Here is a 7,630-nt window from a genome sequence, read left to right as displayed (position 1 = left end):
GGTGCGCGTGCGGGGGGCCGAAGAGCTGGGCGTCGGCGGTGGCGCGCTTGAAATGGCGGTGGGCGGAGTGCTCCCAGGTGACGCCGGTGCCGCCGTGGATCTGGATGTTCTCGCCCGCGGCGGTCAGGTAGGCCTCGGTGCAGTAGGAGCCGGCGATGGCCGCCTGCACGGGGAGGTCCTCCGCCGGGGCGCGGGCGGCCGCCAGCGCGGCGGAGCGGGCCGACTCGGCCAGCAGGAGCAGGTCGGCGAGCTTGTGCTTGACGGCCTGGAAGGAGCCGATCGGGCGGCCGAACTGGTGGCGTCGCCTCGCGTGGGCCACGGCCGTCTCCAGGCAGTCGGCGGCGCCGCCGGCCTGCTCGGCGGCGAGGCCGGTGACGCCCAGGTCCCGGACCCGGGCGCAGGCCGTGCCGTCGCCCACCCGCACGACCGGGACGGCGTCGAAGGCGAACGCGGCGAGCGGGCGGGTCTGGTCCAGGGACGTGTGCGGGGTACGGGACGAGGGGACGGCCTCCACCAGCTCGCCGTCGACGAAGGCCAGCACCACCTCGGCGTCCAGCGCGTAGCAGGCGGTCCCCGTGAGCTTTCCGTCACTCAAGGTTAGATCGGCGTCGTCGGGGAAGAGCACGGTTGCGGTGATGGAACCGTCGGCGATGCCGGGCAGCAGCCTGGCCATGGCTGACGGGTCCCCGGCGGCCTTGATCGCCTCTGAGGCCAGCACGACGGTTGACAGATAGGGGTAGGGCGAGAGCGCGCGGCCCAGCTCCTCACAGACGACGGCGACCTCCGCCGTCCCGCACCCGGCCCCGCCGTACTCCTCGGGGATGGCCAGGCCCGCCACGCCCAGCTCGGCGGCGAAGCGACTCCAGGGTGCTCCGGGGCGCTCGACGAGGAAGGAGCGGACGGCCTCGCGGAGTTCGCGCTGCTCTTCGGTCAGGCTCACCCGGACAGCATAACCAAGCGATTGCTTGTTAGACTATATTTGGCACATTTTGTGCATCCTTGCAGGTCACATATGCTTCACATGGCCACAAGCGAATGCAGATCGGAGGGATCAGTGGCTCCTGTTGACCAGAACTACACGTTGGACCAGAACTACACGGCTACTTTTCTCGCCGACGACCGCCAGGAGCGGGCGATCGTGCTCCACCTGGTGCTCTCATTCGTCGGCGGGATGCTGCTCGGCGCCCTCGGGGCCGCGCTCGCCGACGGGCCGGACCTGCTGTACGCGATCTACGAGCCCTACGTCTACGTGCTGTTCGTCGTCATCGTGGGACGCACCGCCGCCGGCCTCGGCTGGGCGGCGCTGACCAGCCTGCTGGCCACCCTCGGCCCGATAATCTCGCTGCTGGCCGCCTCGATCTTCAAGTCGGGCGGCGAGTTCCTGAGCCTCGGCAGCAACGGCGCGACGCTGAACTTCACGCTCTTCACCCTCGCCTCCTTCGGCCTGCTGGCCTACTTCACCAAGCGCGACGACCTCTGGGGCGACGTCTCGGGCGGTGTGCTCGTCGGGCTCGTCGCCATCGACGGCATGGACAAGGCGCTGCCCGCCGGCGCGGAGCACGTCTCCGGATTCTGGCCGGGGAGCGTGCTGGTCGTGACCGCTCTCGCGGTGGCGGTGCTGTGCTCGCTGCGGCGGGGGAGGGGCCGGTTCCGCTCGGCGCTGGTGGCGCTGATCATCGCTTGCTCCTACTTCGTGTTCGCCGTCGGCATCTAATGACAGACAACCGGCTTGCGCGAGTCGATAGCCTGTAGCCATCGATCCCTGCTAGCTAGGAGTAGCCGTGCTGCTGCGCATGTCGTCCTTGTTTCTTCGAACGCTGAGGGACGACCCGGCAGACGCGGAAGTCCCGAGCCACAAGTTGCTCGTCCGCGCCGGTTATGTCCGTCGTGTCGCACCCGGCGTCTACTCCTGGCTGCCGCTCGGCAAGATGGTTCTGGAGAACGTCGCGCGCGTCGTGCGTGAGGAGATGGACCGCATGGGCGGGCAGGAGGTGCTCTTCCCCGCCCTCCTGCCCCGGGAGTACTACGAGGCCACCGGCCGCTGGGCGGAGTACGGCGACCTGCTCTTCCGCCTCAAGGACCGCAAGGGCTCCGACTACCTCCTCGGCCCCACCCACGAGGAGATGTTCACCGACATGGTCAAGGGGGAGTACTCCTCCTACAAGGACTACCCGGTGACGCTCTACCAGATCCAGACGAAGTACCGCGACGAGGCCCGCCCCCGGGCCGGCATCCTGCGCGGCCGCGAGTTCGTCATGAAGGACTCCTACTCCTTCGACCTGGACGACGACGGTCTCAAGCGCTCCTACGAGCAGCACCGCGAGACCTACATCAGGATCTTCGACCGCCTCGGCATCGGCTACAAGATCTGCTTCGCCACCTCCGGCGCGATGGGCGGTTCCGCCTCCGAGGAGTTCCTGGCGCCCGCCGCGACGGGCGAGGACACCTTCGTCGCCTGCCACCAGTGCGGCTACGCGGCCAACGCGGAGGCGGTCACCACCCCCGCCCCCGCCGCGATCACCGGTGAGCGGCCGGCCCTGCGGGTCCTCGACACCCCCGACACCCCGACCATCGAGTCGCTGGTCGACCACGTCAACGAGCATCACGGCCTGGGCATCACCGCCGCCGAGACGCTCAAGAACATCGTGGTCAAGGTCACCACCCCCGGCACCGGCAAGTCCGAGACGCTGATCGTCGGCGTGCCGGGCGACCGCGAGGTCGACTTCAAGCGGCTGGAGGCCTCCCTGGCCCCCGGCGAGCCCGCCATCTTCGAGGCCGAGGACTTCGCCAGGCACCCCGGCCTGGTCCGCGGCTACATCGGCCCGCAGGTGCTCAAGGACCTCGGCATCCGCTACCTCGTCGACCCCCGCGTGGTCGACGGCAGCGCCTGGGTCACGGGCGCCAACGAGCCGGGCAAGCACGCCGCCGGCGTGGTCGCCGGCCGCGACTTCACCGCCGACGGCACGATCGAGGCCGCCGAGGTCCGTGCGGGCGACGCCTGCCCGGTCTGCGGCTCCGGCCTGTCCATCGACCGGGGCATCGAGATCGGCCACATCTTCCAGCTCGGCCGCAAGTACGCCGACGCCGCGAAGCTGGACGCCCTCGGCCCCGACGGCAAGCCGATCCGCGTCACCATGGGCTCCTACGGCGTCGGCGTCTCCCGCGCCGTGGCCGTGCTGGCCGAGCAGCGGCACGACGAGCTCGGCCTGGTCTGGCCCCGTGAGGTCGCCCCGGTGGACGTCCACGTCGTGGGCACCGGCAAGGACGGCCAGATCGAGGCCGCGACCCGGCTGGCCGAAGACCTCCAGGCCCGCGGCCTGCGCGTCCTGGTGGACGACCGCGCCGGGGTCTCCCCGGGGGTGAAGTTCAAGGACGCCGAGCTGCTCGGCATGCCCACGATCCTGATCATCGGCAGGGGGCTCGCCCAGGGCGTCGTCGAGCTGCGCGACCGCGTCACCGGCGTGAAGGAGGAGATCCCGATCGGCGAGGCCGCCGACCGGGTCGTGGCCGCCTGCCGCGCCTGATCCGCCGGCCCGCGGCCGTACGCGCCGCGGGCCGCCGGGCCCCGCCCGCGTTTCCGCCGGCTGCCGTACGGGCAGGTCAGCCAGTGGGGACGAGGGAACGGGGGTCTCATGGCACAGGTGTTCGACGCGTCCGCGTACGGGCGGGCCATCGCTGACGTCTACGACGACATCTACGACACGACCATGGCGGACACCTCCACGGAGTCCGCGGTGGACCGGCTGCACAAGCTGGCCGGGGGAGGGCCCGTCCTGGAGTTCGGCATCGGCACCGGCCGGCTGGCACTGCCCCTGGCGGCACGGGGGCTGACCGTCGCGGGCGTCGAGGGCTCCGCGGAGATGGTGGAGGTCCTGCGCGCCAAGCCCGGAGGCGACCGCATCCCGGTGACGGTGGGCGACTTCGCCCAGACCCGGGTCGAGGGCGAGTTCGCCCTCGTCGTGCTGGCCATCAACACGATCTTCGCGCTGCCCTCGCAGGACGCCCAGGTCGCCTGCTTCCGCAACGCGGCGGCCCATCTGCGGCCGGGTGGCCGGTTCGTGGTCGAGGCGTGGATACCCGATCTGGCGGCGTTCCGGAACGGGACGGCGCTGCGCCTGCTGTCGTTGAGCGAGGACAGGGTCTTCGCGGAGGCGGCACGGCTGTCCCCGGCCGACCAGATGATGTACACGACCAAGGTCAACCTGACCTCTGGCGGTCTGCGGCTGCTGCCCGCCAACCACCGGTACGCCTGGCCCGCCGAGCTCGACCTGATGGCGCGCCTGGCGGGCATGGAGCGCGAACACCGATGGGCCGACTGGCGCGGCGCCCCCTTCACCGACGACAGCCGGGCGCACGTGTCGGTCTACCGCCGCTGACCCGTCACGCCGGGCCTTGCCGCCCGCGTCTCCGGTCCTGCCCGCCGCGCCTTTCGCCGACGACCCGGCCGTCGATCCTCTCCGCCGACGCCCCGGCCCCGTCCGCCGAGCCCTACGCCGTACGAGGAGAACGCGATGCAGCTACCCGCGCCCCGAGGCCCCGTCACCGCCCTGCTCTTCGAAGCGCTGGCGGGCCCGCCGCACGAGATCGGCCCGCTGCCCGGACCCGCGGGGGGACGGGCCGTGGAGGACGAGGATCTGCAGCTCGCGCTCTTCGCCTGCTACGAGCTGCACTACCAGGGCTTCGACGGGGTCGACGACGGATGGGAGTGGGAGCCGTCGCTGCTGGGGGCCAGGCAGGAGCTGGAGCGGCGGTTCGAGGAGGGCCTCGCGGAGGCCGTGCCGCGCCCGTTCCCGGTGCCGCACGCGCTGCCCGTGCACATGCGCCGGGCCCTGGCCGGGCTGGTGGCCGCCGACGGCGACGGGCCCTGCCTGGCGGCGTTCCTGGAGAGAAAGGCCGACCTCGGCCAGTTCCGTGAGTTCGTCACCCACCGGTCGATCTACCATCTGAAGGAGGCCGACCCGCACACGTGGGCGATCCCCCGGTTACGGGGCCGCGCCAAAGCCGCCCTCGTGGAGATCCAGGCCGACGAGTACGGCGGGGGCCGGCTCGAACGGATGCACTCGGAGCTGTTCCGGGCCACGATGCGCGAGCTGGACCTGGACGATTCCTACGGCGCCCACCTCGACCGGGTTCCGGCGATCACCCTGGCGATCGGCAACGTCATGTCGCTGTTCGGCCTGCACCGGCGGCACCGCGGCGCCCTGCTGGGGCATCTCGCGGCCCTGGAGATGACCTCCTCGCTCCCCAACCTCAAGTACGGCCGGGGCCTGAGGCGGCTGGGCGGCGGCGCGACGGCCTGCCGCTTCTACGACGAGCACGTGCAGGCCGACGCCGTCCACGAGCAGATCGCCGCGCACGACATGTGCGGCGGGTTCGCCGCCGAGCACCCCGCCCTGGCCGGCGACGTCCTGTACGGGGCGGCCTGCGCCCTCGCGCTCGACCGGATCTTCGCCGAGCGCCTCCTGGACCGCTGGACGCGCGGGACCACCTCGCTGCGCGAGGCCGGTCTGGCGGTGGGCGACCGATGATGGACCTCGACTACGTGCTGCCGCTGCGCTGGGACGACGACTCGGGCCTGGAGGAGCTGACCGGTTACCTGCGCCGGCTCCGCCGGAGCGTGCGGGTCATCGTGGTCGACGGCTCCCCGGCCGAGCTCTTCGACCGGCACGCCGCCCTCTGGAGCGGTTCGGTCCGGCATGTGAGGCCCGACGCCGACCTCGCCTACGCCAACGGCAAGGTCAACGGGGTGATCACCGGAATGCGCCGGGCCCGCGCGGAACACGTGGTCATCGCCGACGACGACGTCCGCTACGGCGAGGCCGAGCTGGCCGGGATCGACGCCCTGCTGTGCGCGGCCGACCTGGTCCGGCCGCAGAACTACTTCGACCCGCTGCCCTGGCACGCCCGCTGGGACACCGCCCGGGCGCTGCTCAACCGCAGCTTCGGCGCGGACTACCCGGGCACGTTCGGGGTGCGCCGGTCGACCTTCCTGGAGATGGGGGGCTACGACGGGGACGTGCTGTTCGAGAACCTGGAGCTCATCCGCACGGTCCGCGCCCACGGCGGGCGCGAACGCCGCCCGCGCGGGCTCTACGTCCGCCGCCTTCCGCCCGATCCGGCGAGGTTCTGGTCCCAGCGCGTACGGCAGGCCTACGACGACCTGGCGCAGCCCGCCCGGATGGCGGTCTTCCTGGCAGTCCTGCCCGCGCTGGCCGCCGGGTTGCTACGGCGGCGGCACGGGACGATCCTCGCCTGTGCGGGGCTGTCGGTGGGGCTGGCCGAGATCGGCCGCCGCAGGGCGGGCGGCCGGCGGGTCTTCCCCGCCGTCACCGCGCTGTTCGCCCCGGTGTGGCTGCTGGAGCGGGCCACCTGCAGCTGGCTGGCGCTGGGGGCCCGGTTCCTGCGCGGCGGGGTGCCCTACGCCGGACGCCGGATGCGCGTCTCCGCGCATCCGGTCCGGCGGCTCAGGGCGCGCCGTCAGGGCGGGTCGTCGGGCTCGCTCCGGGCCTGGAACCCGGCCGGCCTGTGTGAGCCGTCGCAGAACGGCTTGGACGACGAGCGCCCGCAGCGGCACAGCGCCACCGTGGCCCTGCCGGGGTCGATGACGGCCCCGTCCTGAGTCGTCAGCGTGAACGGGCCCCGCAGCAACAACGGCCCGTCTTCACATGGGGTCACTGTGACCGGATTGTCCGCTTTGTGTCGCATGTGAAGACTGTGCCCGGTGTCGCGGGCGAGAAACGCCGCCCGCCGCCCGCCGGCTACCGGGAGCCGCTGCCGAGGGTCTTGCGCCAGTGGAAGCCGCCCGGCAGGTTCACGCTCAGGGTGCGGCGGCCGTCGGCGGTCTTGGTGACCCGGAAGGCGCGGTTGCCCCAGCTGTGGCCGACTCCACTCCGTGACAGGTTGAGACGGAACGGACCGAACTTCAGAGACTTCCTGTATCCCCAGCCCATTGCTTCCTCCCTTGACGTGTCAGCGGAGGTTCAGCTACCCGTCAGCGCCGGTCCAAACGTGAGCAAACAGGGATGGTTCGCATGGCTACGGCGACGGGGTCGTCGCCGTGGGAGTGGGAGTGGGGCTGGGAGCGGGCGGCGCGGGCATGCCGGGGAAGGCGTCGATCTCCGGGCGCAGGCCGTACGCGCGGACCACGCACTCCTGCATGGCCAGCGCGGCCATCTTCCGCAGCGCCGGGTCGCCGGACGCGGTCAGCTCCAGGTAGGCGCTGGTCACCCCCCGCTCGACCAGCACGGCCAGCTCCACGGCCTGGGCCGCGGTGGACGGAGTGACCGGCAGCTCGTAGCTCGCGTTCGGCTCGACCGGGGTGCCGCCGCGCGAGACGATCAGCGTGCGGAGCCGGTCGCGGCGGGCGCGGTGGGCGTCGAAGGCGTCCGTCGCGACGGCGCGGAGGTTCCCCGTGGACCTGGCGCCGATGATCCCGTAGGCGTAGACGGCCGCGTGCTCGGCCGCCAGGGCCGTGCCGAGCCCCTGGTCGGCACTCACAGCAACCTCGACAGGGCCACGGCGTGCGCGGCCTCACAGGCGCCGATGGAGGCGATCAGCTGGGCCAGGGCGGGGGAGGCCCCGTCGAGCTGGCGGGGGCGGAGCGCCGCCGCCCTCTGCTCCAGTCTCCGCA

Annotated in this window: 8 protein-coding genes and 1 pseudogene; 5 read left to right on the top strand and 4 right to left on the bottom strand. The window is 72.2% G+C overall.

Translation table 11 applies throughout. The annotated features are described in order from the left end of the window. Nucleotides 1-940 (bottom strand): acyl-CoA dehydrogenase family protein (locus CA984_RS41145; RefSeq protein ID WP_086578756.1); only part of this gene is annotated, 940 nt, incomplete at its 3' end. 114 nt (nucleotides 941-1,054) lie between these two features. Here CA984_RS41145 and CA984_RS41140 point away from each other — a divergent pair. From CA984_RS41140 to CA984_RS49130, 5 genes are all read left to right on the top strand, one after another. Continuing rightward, the gene (locus tag CA984_RS41140; RefSeq protein ID WP_133061935.1) at nucleotides 1,055-1,714 is read left to right on the top strand and encodes a hypothetical protein; all 660 of its coding nucleotides are present in this window, start codon (nucleotides 1,055-1,057) and stop codon (nucleotides 1,712-1,714) included. A 67-nt stretch (nucleotides 1,715-1,781) separates the two neighbouring features. Beyond that, complete coding sequence (locus CA984_RS41135; protein WP_207621234.1) at nucleotides 1,782-3,524, top strand: proline--tRNA ligase; 1,743 nt, start codon at nucleotides 1,782-1,784, stop codon at nucleotides 3,522-3,524. A 108-nt stretch (nucleotides 3,525-3,632) separates the two neighbouring features. Beyond that, nucleotides 3,633-4,376, top strand: a complete 744-nt coding sequence (locus tag CA984_RS41130; protein WP_086578754.1) for a class I SAM-dependent DNA methyltransferase — start codon at nucleotides 3,633-3,635, stop codon at nucleotides 4,374-4,376. 135 nt (nucleotides 4,377-4,511) lie between these two features. Then, on the top strand, nucleotides 4,512-5,528 hold the full coding sequence (locus CA984_RS41125; protein WP_086578753.1) for an iron-containing redox enzyme family protein: 1,017 nt from the start codon (nucleotides 4,512-4,514) through the stop codon (nucleotides 5,526-5,528). After that, nucleotides 5,525-6,619 carry a glycosyltransferase family 2 protein gene (locus CA984_RS49130; protein ID WP_341351759.1) on the top strand — a complete coding sequence of 365 codons (1,095 nt, stop codon included), beginning with the start codon at nucleotides 5,525-5,527 and terminating at the stop codon, nucleotides 6,617-6,619. Before CA984_RS41125 ends, CA984_RS49130 begins: the two co-directional genes overlap by 4 nt. Here the strand turns inward: CA984_RS49130 and CA984_RS49125 are convergent. The 3 genes and pseudogenes from CA984_RS49125 to CA984_RS41105 all read right to left on the bottom strand — a co-directional run. Next, nucleotides 6,583-6,705 (bottom strand): annotated as a pseudogene (locus CA984_RS49125) (hypothetical protein); the annotation flags it as partial. The gene CA984_RS49130 and the pseudogene CA984_RS49125 overlap by 37 nt on opposite strands. A gap of 53 nt (nucleotides 6,706-6,758) precedes the next feature. Beyond that, nucleotides 6,759-6,950, bottom strand: a complete 192-nt coding sequence (locus CA984_RS41110; RefSeq protein WP_012888841.1) for a DUF4236 domain-containing protein — start codon at nucleotides 6,948-6,950, stop codon at nucleotides 6,759-6,761. A gap of 85 nt (nucleotides 6,951-7,035) precedes the next feature. Then, the gene (locus CA984_RS41105) at nucleotides 7,036-7,497 is read right to left on the bottom strand and encodes a ferritin-like domain-containing protein (RefSeq protein WP_086578751.1); all 462 of its coding nucleotides are present in this window, start codon (nucleotides 7,495-7,497) and stop codon (nucleotides 7,036-7,038) included. Between the last annotated feature and the right edge of the window lie 133 nt (nucleotides 7,498-7,630).

It is taken from the genome of Streptosporangium minutum (assembly GCF_002149035.1).
In the GTDB taxonomy this organism is placed as follows: Bacteria; Actinomycetota; Actinomycetes; order Streptosporangiales; family Streptosporangiaceae; genus Streptosporangium; species Streptosporangium minutum.
This window is presented reverse-complemented; position numbering and strand designations above follow the sequence as displayed.

Coding starts and splice junctions, on each gene's coding strand:
- CA984_RS41130 (WP_086578754.1), top strand. CDS start 3,633: ATGGCACAGGTGTTCGACGCGTCCGCGTACGGGCGGGCCATCGCTGAC.
- CA984_RS41125 (WP_086578753.1), top strand. CDS start 4,512: ATGCAGCTACCCGCGCCCCGAGGCCCCGTCACCGCCCTGCTCTTCGAA.
- CA984_RS49130 (WP_341351759.1), top strand. CDS start 5,525: ATGATGGACCTCGACTACGTGCTGCCGCTGCGCTGGGACGACGACTCG.
- CA984_RS41110 (WP_012888841.1), bottom strand. CDS start 6,950: ATGGGCTGGGGATACAGGAAGTCTCTGAAGTTCGGTCCGTTCCGTCTC.